Origin of the sequence: Bradyrhizobium sp. IAR9 (genome assembly GCF_013408065.1) — a bacterium.
Taxonomy (GTDB): Bacteria; Pseudomonadota; Alphaproteobacteria; order Rhizobiales; family Xanthobacteraceae; genus Bradyrhizobium.
Genome location: NZ_JACBZW010000009.1, coordinates 120,406 through 139,229, shown reverse-complemented (window position 1 = coordinate 139,229; position 18,824 = coordinate 120,406). Strand labels below are relative to the sequence as shown.

Below are 18,824 nucleotides of genomic sequence, written 5' to 3'. Positions count from 1 at the left end.
TGCCTTTATTGCCCGTTCAGGCGCCTTGTGCTCCATTGCGCGCGTCCGGCGCCCGCCGGGGAATGTAGGCTGGAGCTTCCATGGATTCGATCGTGCAACCTGCCGCCACGGAGCAGCCGTCCGCCTCGCGCAACCGGCTGCTGCTGACGGTCTACACCGTTGCGATCTTCGTCAGCGCGCTGCTGCTGTTCTCGGTGCAGCCGCTGTTCACGAAGATGGTGCTGCCGCGGCTCGGCGGCTCGCCGGCGGTGTGGTCGGTGGCGATGGTATTCTTCCAGTCGCTGCTGCTGGCGGGCTATGCCTATGCGCATCTGTTGATGCAGGCGAGGAGCCGCCTCGTGCCGGTGGCCGTGCATCTGCTGCTGCTGATCGCGGCCTTCGTGACGCTGCCGCTCGGCATTGCGTCCGCCTATGGCGAGCCGCCCGCTTCGGGCTATGCGTTCTGGCTGCTCGGCCTGTTCGTGGTCTCGATCGGCCTGCCGTTCTTTGCGCTTGCCGCCAACAATCCGCTGCTGCAGGCCTGGTTCGTCCGCACCGGCCATCCCGCCGGGCACGATCCCTACTTCCTCTACGCCTCCTCCAACATCGGCAGCTTCCTGGCGTTGCTGTCCTATCCTTTCCTGCTGGAGCCGATGTTCACGCTGCATGCGCAGAATCGCTTCTGGACCGGTGGCTATGGCCTGTTGATCCTCCTGATCGCCGCCTGCGGCGTGCTGTTGTTGCGCTCGCCGAAGCTCGCGATGGCCGATGCGCGGACCGAGGATGCCAATGCGCCGGCGCCTGATATCGTGACGCGGCTGCGCTGGATCTTCCTCGCCGCGGTGCCTTCGGGTCTGCTCATCGCGGTCACCGCGCACATCTCGACCGACGTCGCTGCGGCGCCGTTGCTGTGGGTGCTGCCGTTGTCGCTTTATCTGCTCACCTGGGTCGTGGTGTTCCAGTCGCGGCCGCTGCTGCCGCACAAATGGATGTTGATGCTGCAGCCGGTCGCGATCGCGGGCGTCATCGTCCTGCTCGCCTTCGGCGGCGAGCAGAATTTGCTGCTGACACTCGGCGGCCATCAACTCTGCTTCTTCGTCATCGCCATGGCCTGTCACGGCGAGCTGGCGCGGACGCGGCCGGCCGCCAGATATCTCACCGGTTTCTATGTCGCGCTGTCGTTCGGCGGCATGGTCGGCGGTCTCTTTGCTGGCCTCGTTGCTCCCTTCACCTTCTCGTGGATCGCCGAATACCCGATCCTGATCGCGCTTGCCGCGCTGTGCCGGCCGTCCGCGAACGAGCGTCTCGCAGGTGTCGTCAAATGGTATTGGCTGGTGCTCGCCGCGCTCGCGGTTGCGCTGGTTGCGCCGTCCTACACCACTGGCGGCCTCTCGACCTGGTTGGAGGATCACCGCGTCTGGGTCGCCGGCGCCGTCGGCGTGCTCGCCGCGCTGCTGGCGCTGGCGCTCAATGCCGGCCGCTGGAAGATCTTCGCCACCGTCGCGCTCGCGCTGGCGTTGATCCGGGTTTATCCCGCGGACGAAGGTCGCGTTACGACGGTGCGCAGCTTCTTCGGTGTGCACAAGATCGTGGTGACGCCCGGCGGCTATTTCCACGTGCTGATGCACGGCACCACCATCCACGGCGCCGAGCGCTTCCGCAACAATGACGGCACCGAGGTCACCGGCCGGCCCGAGCCGATCACCTACTATCACAAGGACGGCGGCATCGGTCAGGCCGTCAGCGCGATCCGCGAGCGCAAGGGCGCGCCGCTCAAGGTCGCAGCGATCGGCGTCGGATCGGGTACGCTCGCCTGCGCCGCCGAACCTGGCGAGGACTGGAAATTCTTCGAGATCGACCAGTCGATGGTGGATGCTGCGCGTGATCCCAAAAATTTCCGCTACATCTCGAGCTGCCTGCCGGACATGAAGCCGGTGATCGGCGATGCGCGCCTCACCTTCGCCAAGGAGCCCGACGGCGCCTACGACCTCATCATCGTCGATGCCTATTCGTCGGATGCGATCCCGATTCATCTCGCCACCGAAGAGGCGATGAAGATCTACAAGGACAAGCTCGCGCCGCACGGGGCCGTGGTGATGCACGTCTCCAACCGGCACCTCGATCTCGAGACCGTCGTGGTCGGCATCGCCGACGCCAATGATTTGAAGAGCTGGGTCTTCAACGAGGATTCCGGGCGCGATGGCGACTACATCTTCTCGACCGACGTCGTCATCTCCGCGCGCGATGAGGCCGACATCGGTCGGCTCGCGTCCTCGAAGGTCTGGGAGCAGACCGAAGCCGACGACAGGGTGCGGGTGTGGACCGACGACTATTCCAACATCCTGGGCGCCTTGTACCGGCGTTTGAAGAACGGAGAGTAGGGCGGCACGACAATCGTCTCCGTGCCCCCGGACGCAGCGCAGCAGCGTTGCACGCTGCACCGCGTCCGGGACACGAGACCGACGGTTACGGCACGACCGGCGTCCCCGCCGGCAGCACAATGCCCTTCTCGCCGGCAACCTCCCGCAGCAGGTCGGGCCTGTCGGAAATGATCCCGTCGACGCCGAGCTCCATCATCCGCGCCATGTCTTCGCGCTTGTTGACCGTCCACACCACGACGCGCAATCCGAGTCCGTGGGCCTCCGCGATGAGCGCCGCCGTCACGTCGCCGAAATTGGGCGACCAGATCGTGCCGCCCGCCGCCTTGATCGTCCGTGGCAGCGAGCTGCCGTGATCGGTCGGGCTGAAGCCCGCCGTCCAATTGGTGGCTTTGTCCAGCGCGACTGTCTGGCCCGTGCCGCGCTGGAGCGTCAGGTACACGGTCGGTATCTTCGGCGCCTGCTGCTGGACGAGCTGCAGGGTTCTCCAGTCGAAGGATTGGATCATGACCCTGTCGGAAAACGTTTCGGTCTCGATCAGTCCCAGCAGCTTCGTGACAAAGGCTTGCGGATCGAGCGTTTCGTCGGGGCGGTTCGGATCGATCTTGGTCTCGATGTTAAAGCGCACATGCGAGTTGCCAGACTTGCGCACCAGCGCGAACAGCTCGCTCAGGGTGGGAATGTGTGTCCCCGGCAGGGCGCGCTGGTCGGGGAATTGTTTCGCATAGGCACTGTCCGGTCGGATTTGGCCGACGTCATAGGTCCTGACCTCGTCCAGCCGCAGTTTTACCAAGGGCGTGCCGGGCGGAGCAATGTAAGTCCCGCCGACGCCGCGTGCGAGATCAGGATTGAGCCCGCGCTCATGCGAGACGACGACCTCGCCGTCCGCGGTCACGCCGACGTCGAGCTCCAGCGTGTCCACACCCATCGACAGCGCGTTGGCGAAGGCTGGCAGGGTGTTTTCCGGCAGCAGCGCCCGCCCGCCGCGATGCGCCTCGATATCAAAGGCCATGGCCGGGCCCGCGATCAGCATGGAGAACACGATCAGAATGGTCGCGGCACGTAAGGACATGGTGCCTCGAAAGGAAACTATTTGTACATGCAGGTCGGCGAGCGCGGCGGATGGCGGCCGCGGCCGCCTCAGTTCTGATAGTAATAGCCGCGCGGCTGGTAAACCTGCCGCGGCTGCGGCTGATAGTAATAGCCCTGCTGGCCGGAGCCTTGGTCGTAATAGGGACGCGGCTGCTGCTGGTAGACCTGCGCATCATAGAGCGGGCGTGTGCCGCGCGGTGCCGGATAGCGCGCGCCGGTGTCGCTGCCGTCGGCCGGATAGATGTAGTTGTCGTCCTGCGGCATGTAGCGGCGGGCGGGCTGCGCTGGCGGCGTCAGGTTCACGGGATCGCCGGTGGTCGCGTACTGCTCTTCGGCAGGCTGCTGCGGCGCGCGGGCGACTGCATTGTTGGTGCGGCCGCGCGGATTGCGCGCCAGCGCCACCTGCGCCGAGCCGGTCAGCGTCACCGAGGTGTTGAGCACGCCCTGCTGCTGCACCAGCGCATAGAGCGTCGAAGCATTCTGGCGCGACAGCCGAACGCAGCCGTGGGACGCCGGCGAACCGAGACGGCCGACCGAGTCGGTGCCATGGATGGCGTGGCCGACTTTGGTGAAGAAGATCGCGTGAGGCATCGGTGCGTCGTCGAATTCCTTGGAATAGTGATCCTCTTCCATGCGGAAGGCGCGGAATGCGCCGTTCGGCGTTTCGCGCGAGGGGATGCCGGTCGACACCGGCCAGTGATAGCGCGCGACGCCGTCGACGGCGACGGTCATCTGCTGATTGTCCTTGTCGACTGTGATCTCGACCTTGGCTTGCGCGCTGCCTGCGCTCAAAAGCATCAGTGAGGTGAAAGCGATAAAAAATGAACGCATCTGGAAACGCATTTGAATCCTGGCCTCCGGCCTGTTCACGCTAGGCGCCGCGGCTCTCCGTCCCCGGCGTGCAATATGCCTGCAATCCGGCTTTCGTTCCAGCGGCCTGCCTGCCCATCGTTAACGCGGCGCGAGGCGTAAGCAAGGCCGCTTTGTGCCGCGCCGCGCGCGGCGAAGCTGAAATTTTCGCGAGCGGTGCCCCGTTCACAACGCCGACAATTCGTCACAAAGGCGCAACCATTTGGCCGACCGGTGCGTTGACGATCACCTGCCTCGACAGGCGGCGCTCGCCGCCATTCACCGTTTGGGATCGAAGATGAACAAAGCCCGCATCGCCGCCGCGCCGTCGCCGGCCGGTTTAGCCTTCCGTCTGGTGTTCGCAGCCGCCGCCATCCTGCTCGCGCTGTTGGCGCTGCCGCAGGCCGGCCACGCCCAGGGCATCGTCCGCGGCGCCCAGGAAGGTTCGCACGAGGGCAACCGGATTGCCGGCCCCGTGGGCGGCGCGGTCGGAGGCGTCGTCGGTGCCGGCGTCGGCGGCGCCGTTGGTGCAGTCGAGGGCGTGCTCGGCATTCCCCATCGTCACTACCGTCACCGCTGCCACGGATACTATGACGGGTATCACCGCTTCCACTGTTATCGGTGATGACGCGTCAGTTCTTCAGCCGATACCCCGTCCGAAAAATCCACCAGATCACGACGAGACAAATCACCAGGAACGCCAGCGTCATGCCGACGCTCACGGACATGCTGACGTCCGCGATCTCGTAGAAGCTCCAGCGGAAGCCGGAGATCAGATAGACGACCGGGTTGAGCATCGCCACCGTGCGCCAGGTGGGCGGCAGCATGTCGATGGAATAGAAGCTGCCGCCGAGGAAGGTCAGCGGCGTCACCACCAGCATCGGGATCATCTGCAGCTTCTCGAAGCCGTCGGCCCAGATCCCGATGATGAAGCCGAACAGGCTGAACGTCACCGCCGTCAGCACCAGGAAGGCCAGCATCCAGACCGGATGGTGAATATGCAGCGGCACGAACAGTCCGGCCGTTGCCAGGATGATCAGGCCCAAAATGATCGACTTGGTCGCGGCGGCGCCGACATAGCCGAGCACGATCTCGAAATAGGAGATCGGTGCCGACAGGATCTCGTAGATCGTACCGGTGAATTTCGGAAAGTAGATGCCGAACGAGGCGTTGGCGATGCTCTGGGTCAGCACCGAGAGCATGATCAGGCCCGGCACGATGAAGGTGCCGTAGCTGACGCCCTCGACCTGGCTGATGCGCGAGCCGATCGCGGCGCCGAACACCACGAAATAGAGCGAGGTCGAGACGACGGGCGAGACGATGCTTTGCAGCAGCGTGCGCCAGGTGCGCGCCATTTCGAACAGATAGATGGCGCGGATGGCGCGATGGTTCATGACGTCCTCACGAGATCGACGAAGATGTCCTCGAGCGACGATTGCGTCGTGTCGAGATCGTTGAAGCGGATGCCGGCGGTGCGGAGATCGCCGAGCAGGCTGGTGATGCCGGTGCGCTCGCCCTTGGTGTCGTAATCGTAGACCAGCGTCGCGCCGGCATCGCAGAGCTCCAGCTCGTAATGGCCAAGGCTCTCCGGCAGCGCGTCGAGCCTGCCCTGCAGATGCAGCGTCAGCCGCTTCTTGCCGAGCTTCTGCATCAACGTCGCCTTGTCCTCGATCAGCACGATCTCGCCCTTGTTGATGACGCCGATGCGGTCGGCCATTTCCTCGGCTTCCTCGATGTAATGCGTGGTGAGGATGATGGTGACGCCGGACTGCTGGAGGGTGCGCACCACCTCCCACATGCCCTTGCGCAGCTCGACGTCGACGCCGGCGGTGGGCTCGTCCAGGAACAGGATCTGCGGCTCGTGCGACAGCGCTTTGGCGATCATGACGCGGCGCTTCATGCCGCCGGAGAGCGTGATGATCTTGTTGTCCTTCTTGTCCCAGAGCGAGAGGTCCTTCAGCACCTTCTCGATGTGATCAGGATTCTTCGGCTTGCCGAACAGGCCGCGGGAGAAGCTCACGGTCGCCCACACGCTTTCGAAGGCATCGGTGTGCAATTCCTGCGGCACGAGGCCGATCAGCGAGCGCGCCTTGCGGTAGGAAGTCTGGATGTTCTCGCCGCCGACGAGGACGCGGCCCTCGCTCGGATTGGCGATGCCGCAGATGATGGAAATCAACGTGGTCTTGCCGGCGCCGTTCGGGCCGAGCAACGCGAAGATCTCGCCCCGCTTGATGTCGAGATTGACGTTTTTGAGCGCCTTGAAGCCGGACCCATAGGTCTTCGACAGGTTGGCGACGGAGATGATGGAGGACATGAGGGCCGGTAGGACTGGGGAGGGGAGGCTGGAACCTGCCGGGAACGGCGGGTCAGCGGAGCCCTGAGATAGGAATGCCTTTGCCGGGCCGCAATTGCCCGGAGAAAAATGGTCTCAAAACAGGCGCTTCGGTGGCAGGTTTCGGGCAGGTGTTGCGCGATGGTCACGGGCTGTGGCTAAGATTGCCATTCACGCGGCTCTTTGTTGCGTCTGCGAGCAGGCCATGGCTACGATTCCGGCCAATCGCAAAGCGTATTGTCCCCAGGGAAAACACCGATGAGACCGAACGGCCGTCACACCGCCGGCGCCAGCCAGTTGTCCGCCCTCCGTGTCTGGGCGATCTGCCTGCTCCTGCTGTCAGCTGTTGCCATCAGCCCGACCACGGCCCGAGCGGCCCCGAGCCAGGCCCAGGTCGCGACCACGCATGTCTATCTGCTCCGCGGCGTGCTCAACATCTTTTCGCTCGGCCTCGACACCATCGGCGCCCGGCTTCAGGCGCAGGGCATCCCGGTGACGGTCGCCAACTTCGTGTCCTGGTCGTCGCTCGCCGATGAAGCCGCGACCGCCTACAAGGCCGGCCGGCTCAAGACCATCGTCCTGGTCGGCCATTCCTCCGGCGCGACCGCGCTGCCGGACATGATCGCAAAACTCAACCGGCTCGGCGTGCCCGTGAAGCTCGCGATCGGCCTCGATTCCGTGTTCAAGACCAAGCTCTCGACCGGCGCGGAGCGTTACATCAACATCTATATCGGCGACGGCCCCGGCGAGCCGGTCAAGCGTGCCGACGGTTTCCGCGGCAAGCTCGACAATGTCGACGTGCGCGGCACCGGTGTCGGCCACATCTCGATCGACAAGAACGAGGCGATCCAACGCCGTGTCATCGCCGAGATCGACGCCGCCATCATGCGTTCGCGCGCACCGGCTGTCCCGGTCGCCGAACGCGGCTCGCCCGGGCAGGCGCGCTCGGCGGCCGCGGCTGCTCCGGCACGGAACTGAGCCGTCGCCTCCTCCCGCGTGATGCCGCCTAAGCGGGCGTCACGCGGACCGGCATGCTCTCCAGCCCGCGCAGGGAATTGTTGAGCCTGCGTTTCGGCTCCGCCGTGAGCTCGATGGTCTTCACGCGCCTTGCGAGCTCGCTGAAGATCAATTCGCCTTCCAGACGCGCGATCATCTGACCGACGCAGGCGTGGATGCCCGCGCCGAAGCCGACATGCCCGGTCGCGGTCCGTTCGACCTCGAACCGGTCGGCTCTCTCCCATCGCGCCGGATCGCGGTTGGCCGAGGCCATGAACAGCAGCACCTTGCGGTGTGCCGGGATCACGCCGCCGCCGATCTCGACGTCGCGCGAGGTGGTACGAAAGAACGTCTGCACCGGCGAATCATAGCGCAGGCCTTCCTCGAAGGCATTGCGCGCCAGCTCCGGCCGTTGGTGGAGCTTGCGGTATTCATCCGGATGGGTGGCGAGCGCGAGCAGGGTGTTGCCGATGCCGTTGACGGTGGTGTCGATCCCCGCCGTGAGGAATGGCCGCACCAGGTGGGTCGCTTCGTGCTCGGTGATCTCGCCGTCGTCGGCCGCCTGGTAGATCATCATGCCGAGGCTGTCAGGCCGCAACGCATCTCGTGCGCAGCAGTCCATGATCCAGCTCTGGGCGGCGAGGCCTGCCTTGCGTGAAGCCGCTAGCATCTCGTTCTCGGGGCCAAAGCTGTCGAACACGAACGTGCTCCAGGCCAAGAGCTTCTCGCGGCCGTCCGCCCGGATGCCGATCGCATCGGGAAACACCTTCATCGGATAGGCTTCGGCAAGATCGGTGACGGCATCGAAGGTGCCTTTGTCGATCAGCTCCGTGACCTTCTTCTCCGCTTCCTGCTGAAACGTCTCGCGCAGCTTCCTCGCGACACCCGGAGACAGCGTGCGGCCGAGGACCCGCCGGCCCTTGTCGTGATCGGGCGGATCGATCTGGAGCGTCAGCGGCTTCGGCAGCGCAGGGTTCATCCCGTTGAGCCCGACGCCCTCGCCACTGATGAATGTCTTCCAGTCCTTCAAGGCCGGCTCGACCTCGCCATAGCCCGCCATCGCCCACACGCCGTAACGCTCCAGCGCGAACACGGGCCCGAGCGCGCGTAGCGCCTCATAGGCAGGATAGGGGTTCAACAGGAAGTCAGGCGCAAACGGGTCGATCGGACTGGAGGCGATGCCGCTCATGGTCAGCTCCGCTTCTAGGGCTTGCTGAGCGGGCACTGGCCATCGCTCTCCGAGCGGAACGCGTCCTCGCCCTTGATGGTGGCGACGACCTTCAGCAGATCCCAGCTCGATTTCGACTCCTCGGGCGACTTGACCTGCAACAGGTAGAGCGGGTGGATCTTGCGTCCGTCCTTGCGGATATAGCCCTTGCCGAACAGCACATCGTCGGTCGGCATCTCCTTCATCGCGGCGACGACGGCCTTGCCATCCTTGGCGCCGCCGGTCTTGTCGACCGCCTTGAGATAGTGAATGACCGAGGCATAGACGCCGGCCTGCATGTCGTTCGGATAGGCCTTCGACGGAATGCGCTCGGCGAAGCGTTTTGCGAAGGCCCGCGTGCCGTCGTTCAGATCCCAGTAGAACGGATTCATGATCTGCGCGCCTTGCGCAAACTTCAGGCCAAGCGCGGGAAGCCCGTTCATGCCCAGGATCAATCCGACCAGCTTGTGGTCCTTGGTCAGCCCGAACTCGGCGGCCTGCTTCATCGACGTGATGGTGTCGTCACCGGCATTGGCGAAGCCGACGACGTTCGCGCCCGAAGCCTGGGCCTGCAGCAGGAAAGAGGCGTAGTCCGCCGTTCCCAAGGGATGCCGTACGCTGCCGAGTACCTCGCCGCCGGCCGCTTTCACGGCTTCCGCGGCCTGCTTTTCCAGATCATGACCGAAGGCGTAGTCGGCGGTGATGAAGAACCATTTCTTGCCGCCCTGCTGCACGATCGCCTTGCCGAGACCGCGGCCGTAAGAATAGGTGTCGTAGGTCCAGTGCACCGTGTTCGGCGTGCACTTTTCACCGGTCAGAAGCACCGTCCCGGCGCCGGATCCGACGAACACCTTGTTCTTCTCGGCGCTCATGCCGGCGACCGCGAGCGCGATCGAGGAATTCGGAAGGTCGAAGATCGCATCGACGCTCTCGTTCTCGTACCAGCGCCGAGCGATGCCGATCCCGATGTCGGTCTTGTTCTGGTGATCGGCCGCGACGACCTCGACCACCTTGCCCGCGGCTTTTCCGCCATAGTCTTCGACGGCCATCTTGGCGGCGACGACCGAGCCGATGCCCTGGTAGCTCGCGAACGGGCCCGACTGGTCGTTCAGGATGCCGATCTTCACGACCTCCTGTGCGAAGGCCGGCGCCGCGGTCAGGGTTGCGGCCAAGATGCACAATTTATGCAGGAATTTGCTGTTCATTGGATCCCTCCCATGGGCGGTCTTGGTGCCGCTGAATAATAGTTATATTTTATAGCTATTTTTGAGAGTGTCAATTCGGCCGTCCCTAGGATTGAGAATCATGAGCTCGAAGCCTCTAAGACCCGGAGCCAAATCCACTCCGCAAAAGTCCGCTCCGCAGACGGAGAAATCGCTGGACCTGCGCGCGCTGCAGCGCACCCCCGGCTTCATGCTGCGCCTGGCGCAGTTGAAGTTCTTCGAAGGCTTCTACGAGGAGTTCGCCGCCTTGGGCCTGACGCCCGCGACCTATGCGATCTTCGCCGTCATTCGCGACAATCCCGGCGTGCCGCCAAGCAGCCTCGCCAGCCTGCTCCGGCTGCGGCTGCCGAACCTGATCAAGATCCTGAACGAGCTTGAATCGTCCGGCTTTATCAAGCGCAACCGCTCGAAGTCCGATCGCCGCGCCGTCGAGCTCATGCTGACGCCGAAGGGGACAAAGCTCATTGCGGAGGGCGCAAGGCTGACGGAGCCCTATAATCGGAAGATGCTGGCGCCGCTCAGCGAGGCCGAGCAGCGCACGCTGCTCGAATTGCTGAACCGGATGCTGCCATTTTAGCCGTTCGCGAGCGAGGACTGAGGCCAATCGTCGCAAAGTCCGGTCGCGCCGCCAGGCGTGCGGTGAGAGTTCGCGCCCGGAAGAGATGGAGGCCGGTTCCGTGCCCCAAATTCCACCCAATCGGCCGTCACTAAGCCCGCGGGGGAGGCGATCGCCTCCCGTCGTGGGACTGCTGGATTGATGATTGATTTGAGGCGATTAGTCGCGCTGGCAGCCGTTGCGCTGCTAGCCCTGAGCCCCGGCATGGCCGCCGCCTCACCTGCCAAGTCCAAGGCCAACGCGGCCGCCCCCGCAGCGCCGCCGCCTCCGCCGTTCGAGCCGTTGCCGCCGCCGATCGTCTACCTGTTCCGCGGCGCCATGGGCCCGATCTTCTCGACTGGCATGGACCGGCTCGGCGAGAAGCTGACACAGGCCGGCTTTTCCGCCGATGTCTATGAATTCACCCTCTGCCGGTTCATCGGCAACCGCGTCATCGCCAGCTACAAGGAGAAGGCGGCGCCGATCGTGCTGATCGGGCACTCCATGGGTGGTCTGTGCTCGATCGTCATCTCCGAGATGGCGGCCAAGGAGAGCATCCCGATCAGCCTCGTCATCGCCATCGATCCCGCGCATGCGACCGGCGACGTGCCGCTCAATGTCGAGCGCTTCATCAACATCTTCCTGTCCGACAGCGTGCTCGGCGGCGGCGACGTCGTCGCGGTCCCCGGCTTTCGCGGCCATTATGCGAGCTACGACCTGAAGGAAAACGCGCGCGTCTCGCACATCAACATCGAGAAGTCCGACGACATCCATCGCCAGATCGTCGAGATGGTGACGCACCTGCCGCGCATTCCGCCGCAGACCCAGGGCGATGCCGTGCCGCTGCGCTACCTCGTCCCCGCGGGCACCTTGGTCGAGTTATGGGACAGCGGCGTGCGAGTGCCGGTGCGCCGCGGCGACACCATGGAGAGCATCGCCGCCGCCAATCGCGTGCCGCTGTGGACGCTCGCGCAGAGCAACTCGCTTGCAGAGAACGCGCAGCTCACGCCGGGCCAGACCATTATCGTGCCCCGGCATCTGACACCGCCCGAGCCCACGGCCGCGATGGTGACGCCGCCGCCGGCTCCGACGAAGCGGAAGTAGGGCTCGTTATCTTGCCGCAGAGGACGGTGCGCTCCCTCTCCCGCTTGCGGGCGCTTGCGGGGGAGGGGGTCTCTCTACGATCGAGAACCCCCGAGAGGAGAGAGCCCCCACCCGCCGCGCTCTGGCGCGCAATTGCGCTGCCGAGCGCGTCGACCTCCCCCGCAAGCGGGAGAGGTGCAGCGAGTGCTGGGCGACACTCGATCCGATAAGGCTACACATTCGACCCGCTGATCGCGTCGATCACGGCGTCCGTCACTTCCTTCGTCGTCGCCTTGCCGCCGACGTCAGGCGTCAGCACGCCCGCCGCGCAGACGCGCTCGACCGCCGCCATCAGCCTTGAAGCGGCGTCCTTCTCGCCGAGATGCTCGAGCATCTGCGCGCCAGTCCAGAACGTCGCGACCGGATTGGCGATGCCCTTGCCGGTGATGTCGAAGGCCGAGCCGTGGATCGGCTCGAACATCGAGGGGAAGCGGCGCTGTGGATCGATGTTGCCGGTCGGCGCCACGCCGAGGCTGCCGGCCAGCGCGCCGGCGAGGTCGGACAGGATGTCGGCGTGCAGGTTGGTCGCCACGATGGTGTCGAGGCTTTTCGGATGCAGCGTCATACGCACCGTCATGGCATCGACCAGCATCTTGTCCCAGCTGACGTCCGGGAATTCGCCGGCGACCTCGGCCGCGATCTCGTCCCACATCACCATGCCGTGGCGCTGCGCGTTCGACTTGGTCACGACGGTCAGGAATTTGCGCGGGCGCGACTGTGCGAGCTGGAACGCGTAGCGCATGATCCTGGTGACGCCAACGCGGGTGAAGACGGCGACTTCGGTGCCGACCTCTTCCGGAAGGCCCTTGTGGGCGCGGCCGCCCATGCCGGCATATTCGCCTTCCGAATTCTCGCGCACGATCACCCAGTCGAGGTCGCCGACACCGACATTGCGCAGCGGCGAGGCGACGCCGGGCAGGATCTTTGTGGGGCGCACATTGGCGTATTGGTCAAAGCCCTGGCAGATCGGCAGGCGAAGGCCCCACAGCGTGATGTGATCGGGCACATCAGGGGCGCCGACCGCGCCGAAATAGATCGCGTCGAATTTCTTCAGTTCGGTGAGGCCGTCGGCTGGCATCATCACGCCGTGCTTCTTGTAATAGTCCGAGCCCCAGTCGAACGTCTTGACGTTGAAGGCGAGGTCGCCGCTGCGCTTTGCCAGTGCCTCCAGCACGCGGATTCCGGCCGAGATCACCTCGGGGCCGATGCCGTCGGCGGGAATTGCTGCGATCGAATGGGTGCGCATGAGAATGCTCCGTTAAGAGATGGGGCCGGCATATCAGGCCGGCTGCGTCGTCGGCGAATCTAGACGGGAGTGCAGGGCGGACTCAATTGGCGCTGGTTTATACAAAAAAATGATATAATCCTCGCGAGACGAGAGGACCCGGGATGGAATTGCATCAGCTCCGATGCTTCGTGGCGGCGGCCGAGCAGTTGCATTTCGGCCGCGCGGCGCAGCAGCTCCAGATGCTGCCTTCCGCGCTGGGCCGCCAGATCAGGCTGCTGGAGGAGGATCTGGGCACGCGGCTGTTCGCGCGGACGACGCGCGCGGTGTCGCTCACCGAGGACGGCACGACGTTGCTGCGCGATGCCCGCGCCATCCTCGCCAAGGTCGAGGCGGTCGAGAGCAACTTGCGCAACCGCTCGCGCGCCGGCGCTGCTCGGCGGCTGCGGATCGGTGCCATCGACAGCGCCGCCGCCGGGCTGCTGCCGCCGCTCTTGCGCGACTTCCGCGCCAAGCATCCTGATATCGCGGTACAGATCCTGGAGGACAAGACGGTCCGGCTGCTGCCGAAGATCCTGACGGGTGCGCTCGATCTCGCCTTCGTCCGCCCGCCCGGCCGCGCGGACAAGCGGCTCGAATTCCGCGATCTGCTCCATGAGACCGCGATCGTGGCCTTCCCGCAGCAGCATGCGCTGGCCCGGCGCAAGTCGATCACGCTGGCCGACATCGCCGACGAGGCGATGCTGGTGCCGGACCGCCGCTCGCGGCCGCACAGCCACGACCTCACGGTGAAGCTGTTCGATCAGGCCGGAATGACGCCGCGCATCGTCCAGGTCGCCGACGAGAAGCAGACCATCATCAACCTGGTGGCGACGAAGCTCGGGGTTGCGATCGTGCCGCGCTGGACGATACGGATGGCGGTGTCGGGCGTGCGCTTCGTGCCGCTGCGGCCAAGGCAGAGCGGGCCGGTCGGCCGGCTGCCGCTCGCCGCCGCGTGGCTGCGCGGCTCGCGCGATCCGGCCCGCGATGCCATGCTGGCGGTGCTCGAGGCGCGCCTGCGCAGCTATGCGCGGGAGGCATGAGGGGCTATGACGGAAGCCCGGATCAGAGGTGAGTGCGATGACTGAACAGAGAGCTCCGAGCGAGTTGCGGGTCGCCATTGCCGGGCTGGGCTCGATCGGCACCAAGATCGCGACCGCGCTCGATCAGGGCATCGAGGGGCTGGCGATGTCGGCCGTGGCCGTGCGCGATCCCGCCAAGCATCAGGCCTTCATCGGCGGTCTGCGTCATCCGCCGAAGATCCTGCCGATCGATCAGCTCGGCGAGGTCGCCGACATCGTGGTCGAGTGCGCACCGAGCAGCCAGTTGCGTGCGATCGTCGAGCCTGCCGTGAAGCGCGGCAAGGCCGCGGTCGTCGTCAGCGTCGGCGGATTGCTCGACAATTTCGATCTCGTCGATCTCGCGCGTGCCAATGGCGGCCGCATCATCGTGCCGACCGGCGCGCTGATCGGGCTCGATGCCGTCAACGCCGCCGCAATCGGCACCATCCATTCGGTGAAGATGGTGACGCGCAAGCCGATCGACGGACTGAAGGGCGCGCCCTTCATCGTTCAGAACAACATCGACATCGACAATCTGCGCGAGCCACTGAAACTGTTCGAGGGCAGTGCGCGCGAAGCGGCGAAGGGCTTTCCGGCGAACGTCAATGTCGCCGTTGCGTTGTCGCTGGCGGGCATCGGGCCTGATCGGACCGAGATCCAGGTTTGGGCTGATCCAACCGTGACGCGCAACGTTCACCGCATCGAGGTCGAGGCGGATTCGGCGCGGTTCTCGATGGGCATCGAGAACATTCCCTCCGAGAATCCCAAGACCGGTCTGATCACCGCGCTGTCGGTCATCGCGCTGCTGCGCAAACAGCGCGCGACGTTGTGCGTGGGGACGTGAGCGATCGAAGCGCTCCATCACCGTCATCCTGAGGTGCTTGCTCTGGGACGCGAATGCGGCGCAGAGCAAGCCTCGAAGGACGACGGCCCGGCTGCATCTCGGCCGTTCATCCTTCGAGGCTCCCGGCGCGATGCTGCGCATCGCGCCACTCGCGCCTCAGGATGACGGGACGCCTATGCGAGCGCCCGTGTCGCCTGGCTACCTTACGCCCCCCTCACGCGCCAGATCACGTTGCCGACGTCGTCGGCCATCAGCAGCGATTTCTTGTCGGGGCCGATCACGACGCCGACCGGGCGGCCGTAGGATTCCTTCTCGTCCGGGGACAGGAAGCCCGACAGGATGTCGCGACCGGGACCGGACGGCTTGCCGTTTTCGAACGGGACGAACACCAGCTTGTAGCCGGACAGCTTGCTGCGATTCCACGAGCCGTGCTGGCCGATCACCATGCCGTCGGGGAAGCCCGGCAGCGTGCCCGCGGGCATCCAGCACAGGCCGAGCGAGGCGGTGTGGCCGCCGAGCGCGTAGTCCGGTTGAAGCGCCTTGGCGACCATCGCAGGATCCTGGGGCACGCGGTCGTCCACCGTCTTGCCCCAATAGCAATAGGGCCAGCCGTAGAAGCCGCCGTCGCGCACCGACGTCAAATAATCCGGCGGCGTCTCGTCGCCGAGCCCGTCGCGCTCGTTGACCACGGTCCAGAGCACACCTGTAGTTGGCTCCCACGCCAGCCCGACCGGGTTACGCAGGCCGGCGCCGAAAATGCGGTGCGTGCCGGCAACGAGGTCGAGCTCGTAGACCGCAGCGCGGCCTTCCTCGACCTCCATGCCCATCTCGGCGATGTTGCTGAGCGAGCCGACGCCGGCATAGAGCTTCTTGCCGTCGGGGCTTGCCAAAAGACTGCGGGTCCAGTGTCCGCTTGGCTTGAACGTCGTGAGCCGCTTGCCCGGCGCGGTGATGCGGTCGGCATTGGCGACGTAAGGGAAAGCCATCACGCCGTCGGTATTGCCGACATAGAAGGTGTCGCCGACCAGCGCCATGCCGAACGGCTGGCTGAGATTTTCCATGAAGGCGCCGCGTTGCTCGGCGACGCCGTCGCCGTCCTGGTCCCGCAGCAGCGTGATGCGGTCGGCGGACACGCCGAGCGCTGCGGCGCGCCGCATCGTTGTCTGCATCGCGTAGTGAAACACGCTGCGCGGCGCGCCAGCGATCTGCGTCGCCTCCGCGATCAGCACGTCGCCATTGGGCAGCACCTCGATCCAGCGCGGATGGTCGAGCCCGGTCGCGAACGCGTTGACCTTGAGCCCGGGCGCGACCGTCGGCTTCTGGCCCTCGCTCCAGCCGCGCGCGGTCGGCATCTTCAAAGTCGGGATCGCGCCTTGCGGCTTCGCCTCGGGAATGGCGGGCTTCTCTCCCCAGGCCGGCGCAGGCACGGTGCCCGACAGCTTCCGCCATTGCAGCGCGATGCCGCCGAGGAGCGCAACGAACTGCGCAAAGACGCTGGAGAAGGTCATGAGAGGGCCCCTGTTTGCGCGCGCATCCAACTGGCTGACGGGGCAGACGTCAACCTGTGTGGGGCGCCGGCCGGGCCTATTCCCGCGGAATGGCAGCCGATCGATTTTGCATGGGACGAACGCCGACGGCCTTTGCCCGGAGATCAGCGAGAGATTTGACGCTCCAGCCGCCGTGCTGCGCGAAAATCGTTGAGGTGATGCATGTTCGGCACCAGCGCTGCCTCCTTGGACAGCAGGTGATAGATCCGCGCCACCGTGCGCTGCTTCTGCTTCGGCCGCCCACGCGGCAGTGCCCGCGCCTTGCGGACGGCGGCGATCGCGTGCTCGCGGAAATAATCGTAGGCGTCCGACATGGCTCGATGCTCGCGCAGGTGGCAGCTGTCGAGGGATAACGGGCTTGGAGAGGGGCGGTTCCTGGTTGAATGCTCCGAGTTGCGCCATTCCGTTCCCGTCATCCTGAGGTGCGAGCCATGGGGCGCAACGCGCCGCATGGGGAGCCTCGAAGGATGGAGGGCCCGGATGCATTGGCGGCCGTGCATCCTTCGAGGCTCGGCTTACGATGCATTCGCATCGCAAACCTCGCACCTCAGGATGACGGGACCAACAGCAGTCTTACGCGGAGAAAATAGTAGGAAGCTGCTACGCCCTCACCGCGGCGACAGGAACGGGATGATCATCGGCACGCGGCGGCAATAGGCGCCGTAGGCGTCTTCGCCGAGCTCCTTCGACAGAAACACCTCTTCCATCCGGCCCTTCTGCCACATGCCGAGCGAGATCAGGATCGCGCCGAGGATCGTCGTTACGAGGCCGATTGCGATGCCGGTGACGAGCATGCCGAAGATCAAGCCGGTGTAGATCGGGTGACGCACGATGCCGTAGGGGCCGGTGTCGATAACGCGGTGATCTTCTTTGTGGGTGATGGTGTTCGACCAGAATTTTCCGAGATGCAGTCGGCCCCACCAAGCGAAAGCGATGCCTGCGGCCGAGAGGACCGCAGCGATGTAGATGCCGGTGTTGCCGAGCACCCAAAGCGGCTTCCAGCCCAGCAGCTGTGCAACCCACGGCGTGTACAGGATGCCGCCGACCAGGATCGGCAGACGATAGCGCTGCGACTCCAGCGTCATGACCTGCTTCTTGGTCCGCCCCTGCCAGAACGAGGCGCCGACCCAGCTGGCGAGAAAGGCGAGCCAGACCAGGGCCAGGAGTTCGGTCGGCCAGGCCGTGGTCCAGCCACCCCAGGCGACCGAGAGAAGCTTGCTGAAATCGAAGGACATGAAGGTTCTTTGCGTTGGGCGGCGGCTTTAGCTCGCGCGCGAGGAGAGCGCGTGATGCTTGATGGCGCCGGAGGGCTGCTGGCCGTTGCGGGCGAGCAGATGGGTGATGGTTTCGCGCAGCACGGGCTCGATCGGACGCGGCGCGTAGCCGAGCTCGGTGCGCGCCTTGCCGATCGAGAGGTCGCTTGCGGCGAGCGCAATGCGCACGCCCTCGGCGGTCCCGTTGGGCGGCCGGCGCGTGACACGATCGGCGAGGTATTCGAGCATGATGCCCGAGAGCTCGGCGATCTTGCCGGGCACGACGACCGGGAACTGCCGGCGGCCGCTCATCGCCGACATCATCCGCAGGATGTTGCCGAGCGGGACGCAGTCGCCGCCGAGGATGTAGCGCTGGCCGATGCGGCCGCGCTCCATGGTCAGCACGAGGCCCGTGGCCACGTCGCGGACGTCGACGAGGTTGACCAGGAAGTTGAGATGCGGCTGCACCTTCTTCTGGAGGAAGTACCACAGCATCGCCGTCGGCGGCGTCAGATTGTGGTCGGCCGCGCCGATCGGCATGGTCGGCGTGCCGATCACGAGTGGAAAGCCGCTGGCCGCCGCCTTCGCGGCATGATGCTCGGCGAGCGACTTCGAGCGCGTATAGGCGCCCGGCATCGCGTCGGCCGGCTGTAGCGCCTCTTCGGCGGCAGCGCCCTTGAGATCGGAATAGGGGAACAGGATCGATTCCGTCGAGCAGTGCAGGAAGCGCGACACGCCGCGCTTCATTGCGGCCGCGAGCACGATTTCGGTGCCGCGACAGTTGACGTCGTGAAAGTCCTGCTTGTTGGCGACCCACATGCCGGGCAGGCCGGCGAGGTGATAGACCTGATCGACCCCGGCGATCGCAGTATCGACCGCGGCGCCGTCGAGCACCGAGCCGTGGACAAATTCAACATCCGCGTTCGCCGCGGCCGGCGCGCGGACATCGAGAACGCGCACCCGCTGCCCACGGGCGCGGAGCGCTTCGACGAGGTGATGTCCGATGAAGCCACTGCCACCGGTAACCAGTACGAGAGCCATGCAGAAGGTTGCTGTTTCGC

18 protein-coding genes are annotated in these 18,824 nt (G+C 65.4%); 7 read left to right on the top strand and 11 right to left on the bottom strand.

Features of this window, described 5'->3' with window-relative positions:
* Positions 1 to 80 precede the first annotated feature (80 nt).
* Entirely contained in the window at positions 81 to 2,360 is a 2,280-nt protein-coding gene (locus GGD67_RS23545; protein WP_179736170.1) for a fused MFS/spermidine synthase, read from the top strand.
* Between the two features lie 85 nt (positions 2,361 to 2,445).
* On the opposite strand, the gene GGD67_RS23540 is transcribed toward GGD67_RS23545, so the two are convergent.
* On the bottom strand, positions 2,446 to 3,429 hold the full coding sequence (locus tag GGD67_RS23540; RefSeq protein ID WP_179736168.1) for a glycerophosphodiester phosphodiesterase: 984 nt from the start codon (positions 3,427 to 3,429) through the stop codon (positions 2,446 to 2,448).
* 68 nt (positions 3,430 to 3,497) lie between these two features.
* Positions 3,498 to 4,292 carry a L,D-transpeptidase gene (locus tag GGD67_RS23535; RefSeq protein WP_026202764.1) on the bottom strand — a complete coding sequence of 265 codons (795 nt, stop codon included), beginning with the start codon at positions 4,290 to 4,292 and terminating at the stop codon, positions 3,498 to 3,500.
* Positions 4,293 to 4,596: 304 nt separating this feature from the next.
* Here GGD67_RS23535 and GGD67_RS23530 point away from each other — a divergent pair, with 304 nt between their 5' ends.
* On the top strand, positions 4,597 to 4,923 hold the full coding sequence (locus GGD67_RS23530) for a hypothetical protein (protein WP_179736166.1): 327 nt from the start codon (positions 4,597 to 4,599) through the stop codon (positions 4,921 to 4,923).
* A 7-nt stretch (positions 4,924 to 4,930) separates the two neighbouring features.
* Here the strand turns inward: GGD67_RS23530 and GGD67_RS23525 are convergent, their stop codons facing one another.
* Positions 4,931 to 5,692, bottom strand: a complete 762-nt coding sequence (locus GGD67_RS23525) for an ABC transporter permease (RefSeq protein ID WP_018322533.1) — start codon at positions 5,690 to 5,692, stop codon at positions 4,931 to 4,933.
* Positions 5,689 to 6,612: an ABC transporter ATP-binding protein gene (locus GGD67_RS23520; protein WP_092253425.1), complete on the bottom strand. Its 924-nt coding sequence runs from the start codon at positions 6,610 to 6,612 to the stop codon at positions 5,689 to 5,691. Before GGD67_RS23520 ends, GGD67_RS23525 begins: the two co-directional genes overlap by 4 nt.
* A gap of 276 nt (positions 6,613 to 6,888) precedes the next feature.
* Between GGD67_RS23520 and GGD67_RS23515 the strand changes: the two genes are divergently transcribed.
* Complete coding sequence (locus tag GGD67_RS23515; protein WP_018322531.1) at positions 6,889 to 7,608, top strand: hypothetical protein; 720 nt, start codon at positions 6,889 to 6,891, stop codon at positions 7,606 to 7,608.
* A gap of 28 nt (positions 7,609 to 7,636) precedes the next feature.
* On the opposite strand, the gene GGD67_RS23510 is transcribed toward GGD67_RS23515, so the two are convergent.
* The gene (locus tag GGD67_RS23510; protein ID WP_179736164.1) at positions 7,637 to 8,815 is read right to left on the bottom strand and encodes a cytochrome P450; all 1,179 of its coding nucleotides are present in this window, start codon (positions 8,813 to 8,815) and stop codon (positions 7,637 to 7,639) included.
* Between the two features lie 14 nt (positions 8,816 to 8,829).
* The gene (locus tag GGD67_RS23505) at positions 8,830 to 10,038 is read right to left on the bottom strand and encodes an ABC transporter substrate-binding protein (RefSeq protein ID WP_179736162.1); all 1,209 of its coding nucleotides are present in this window, start codon (positions 10,036 to 10,038) and stop codon (positions 8,830 to 8,832) included.
* Positions 10,039 to 10,138: 100 nt separating this feature from the next.
* Here GGD67_RS23505 and GGD67_RS23500 point away from each other — a divergent pair, with 100 nt between their 5' ends.
* Entirely contained in the window at positions 10,139 to 10,633 is a 495-nt protein-coding gene (locus GGD67_RS23500) for a MarR family winged helix-turn-helix transcriptional regulator (protein ID WP_092253421.1), read from the top strand.
* 180 nt (positions 10,634 to 10,813) lie between these two features.
* Positions 10,814 to 11,755, top strand: coding sequence for a LysM peptidoglycan-binding domain-containing protein (locus GGD67_RS23495; protein ID WP_179736160.1), 942 nt, complete (start codon positions 10,814 to 10,816; stop codon positions 11,753 to 11,755).
* Between the two features lie 211 nt (positions 11,756 to 11,966).
* Here GGD67_RS23495 and GGD67_RS23490 read toward each other — a convergent pair whose 3' ends face one another.
* Positions 11,967 to 13,040 (bottom strand): tartrate dehydrogenase, encoded by a 1,074-nt coding sequence (locus GGD67_RS23490; protein WP_179736158.1) that lies wholly within the window; start codon positions 13,038 to 13,040, stop codon positions 11,967 to 11,969.
* A gap of 143 nt (positions 13,041 to 13,183) precedes the next feature.
* On the opposite strand from GGD67_RS23490, the gene GGD67_RS23485 reads away from it, so the two are divergent.
* Entirely contained in the window at positions 13,184 to 14,101 is a 918-nt protein-coding gene (locus GGD67_RS23485) for a LysR substrate-binding domain-containing protein (protein ID WP_179736156.1), read from the top strand.
* Between the two features lie 37 nt (positions 14,102 to 14,138).
* Positions 14,139 to 14,963: an aspartate dehydrogenase gene (locus tag GGD67_RS23480; RefSeq protein WP_179736154.1), complete on the top strand. Its 825-nt coding sequence runs from the start codon at positions 14,139 to 14,141 to the stop codon at positions 14,961 to 14,963.
* 203 nt (positions 14,964 to 15,166) lie between these two features.
* Here the strand turns inward: GGD67_RS23480 and GGD67_RS23475 are convergent, their stop codons facing one another.
* The 4 genes from GGD67_RS23475 to GGD67_RS23460 all read right to left on the bottom strand — a co-directional run bounded on the left by GGD67_RS23475 (position 15,167) and on the right by GGD67_RS23460 (position 18,804).
* Complete coding sequence (locus GGD67_RS23475; RefSeq protein WP_179736152.1) at positions 15,167 to 16,471, bottom strand: sorbosone dehydrogenase family protein; 1,305 nt, start codon at positions 16,469 to 16,471, stop codon at positions 15,167 to 15,169.
* A gap of 143 nt (positions 16,472 to 16,614) precedes the next feature.
* Entirely contained in the window at positions 16,615 to 16,824 is a 210-nt protein-coding gene (locus tag GGD67_RS23470; protein WP_092253409.1) for a hypothetical protein, read from the bottom strand.
* Between the two features lie 294 nt (positions 16,825 to 17,118).
* On the bottom strand, positions 17,119 to 17,745 hold the full coding sequence (locus tag GGD67_RS23465) for an isoprenylcysteine carboxylmethyltransferase family protein (protein WP_018319663.1): 627 nt from the start codon (positions 17,743 to 17,745) through the stop codon (positions 17,119 to 17,121).
* 27 nt (positions 17,746 to 17,772) lie between these two features.
* Positions 17,773 to 18,804: an NAD-dependent epimerase/dehydratase family protein gene (locus GGD67_RS23460; RefSeq protein WP_179736150.1), complete on the bottom strand. Its 1,032-nt coding sequence runs from the start codon at positions 18,802 to 18,804 to the stop codon at positions 17,773 to 17,775.
* Positions 18,805 to 18,824 lie beyond the last annotated feature (20 nt).

Bases quoted from the DNA above. Each gene is read 5' to 3' on its own strand.
- GGD67_RS23485 (WP_179736156.1), top strand. From the start codon at position 13,184: ATGGAATTGCATCAGCTCCGATGCTTCGTGGCGGCGGCCGAGCAGTTG.
- GGD67_RS23515 (WP_018322531.1), top strand. From the start codon at position 6,889: ATGAGACCGAACGGCCGTCACACCGCCGGCGCCAGCCAGTTGTCCGCC.
- GGD67_RS23505 (WP_179736162.1), bottom strand. From the start codon at position 10,038: ATGAACAGCAAATTCCTGCATAAATTGTGCATCTTGGCCGCAACCCTG.
- GGD67_RS23490 (WP_179736158.1), bottom strand. From the start codon at position 13,040: ATGCGCACCCATTCGATCGCAGCAATTCCCGCCGACGGCATCGGCCCC.
- GGD67_RS23500 (WP_092253421.1), top strand. From the start codon at position 10,139: ATGAGCTCGAAGCCTCTAAGACCCGGAGCCAAATCCACTCCGCAAAAG.
- GGD67_RS23530 (WP_179736166.1), top strand. From the start codon at position 4,597: ATGAACAAAGCCCGCATCGCCGCCGCGCCGTCGCCGGCCGGTTTAGCC.
- GGD67_RS23520 (WP_092253425.1), bottom strand. From the start codon at position 6,612: ATGTCCTCCATCATCTCCGTCGCCAACCTGTCGAAGACCTATGGGTCC.
- GGD67_RS23535 (WP_026202764.1), bottom strand. From the start codon at position 4,292: ATGCGTTTCCAGATGCGTTCATTTTTTATCGCTTTCACCTCACTGATG.
- GGD67_RS23470 (WP_092253409.1), bottom strand. From the start codon at position 16,824: ATGTCGGACGCCTACGATTATTTCCGCGAGCACGCGATCGCCGCCGTC.
- GGD67_RS23510 (WP_179736164.1), bottom strand. From the start codon at position 8,815: ATGAGCGGCATCGCCTCCAGTCCGATCGACCCGTTTGCGCCTGACTTC.
- GGD67_RS23545 (WP_179736170.1), top strand. From the start codon at position 81: ATGGATTCGATCGTGCAACCTGCCGCCACGGAGCAGCCGTCCGCCTCG.
- GGD67_RS23460 (WP_179736150.1), bottom strand. From the start codon at position 18,804: ATGGCTCTCGTACTGGTTACCGGTGGCAGTGGCTTCATCGGACATCAC.
- GGD67_RS23495 (WP_179736160.1), top strand. From the start codon at position 10,814: ATGATTGATTTGAGGCGATTAGTCGCGCTGGCAGCCGTTGCGCTGCTA.
- GGD67_RS23525 (WP_018322533.1), bottom strand. From the start codon at position 5,692: ATGAACCATCGCGCCATCCGCGCCATCTATCTGTTCGAAATGGCGCGC.
- GGD67_RS23480 (WP_179736154.1), top strand. From the start codon at position 14,139: ATGACTGAACAGAGAGCTCCGAGCGAGTTGCGGGTCGCCATTGCCGGG.
- GGD67_RS23475 (WP_179736152.1), bottom strand. From the start codon at position 16,471: ATGACCTTCTCCAGCGTCTTTGCGCAGTTCGTTGCGCTCCTCGGCGGC.
- GGD67_RS23465 (WP_018319663.1), bottom strand. From the start codon at position 17,745: ATGTCCTTCGATTTCAGCAAGCTTCTCTCGGTCGCCTGGGGTGGCTGG.
- GGD67_RS23540 (WP_179736168.1), bottom strand. From the start codon at position 3,429: ATGTCCTTACGTGCCGCGACCATTCTGATCGTGTTCTCCATGCTGATC.